Here is a 334-nt window from a genome sequence, read left to right as displayed (position 1 = left end):
GGGTATAGATATTGACGACTGACAGCTGCCCCTGGGCATAAAAACCGAGATAGGCGACGGTATACACCAGAAACCCCCAGCGAAAAACATGCATCGCACGGGGGAAGCGGGTGAAATACCGCTGCCAGCTGAACAGGATGGTTAACAGAATCAGGCTGATGGTCAGCAGCGTGATTGACAGCCAGCGATCTTTCCACAGGCCGACCCAGAGTGGTGCCCGGGTGGTGGTTTCTATTTCAACCTGCTCAAACAGTTCAGCGGGCAAGGTTACCGGAATCTCAAAATGTGCCCGGTCGGTGATCAGGTGGTTGCGGGGCATCTCCATGTTCAGTAT

Annotated in this window: 1 protein-coding gene; it reads right to left on the bottom strand. The window is 54.2% G+C overall.

What is annotated here, in order from left to right; genetic code table 11:
* On the bottom strand, window positions 1–319 hold a 319-nt coding region (locus Q4563_RS17860; protein ID WP_303605456.1), incomplete at its 3' end, for a hypothetical protein.
* Between the last annotated feature and the right edge of the window lie 15 nt (window positions 320–334).

The sequence above is a fragment of the Gilvimarinus sp. 1_MG-2023 genome (assembly GCF_030548285.1).
This window is presented reverse-complemented; position numbering and strand designations above follow the sequence as displayed.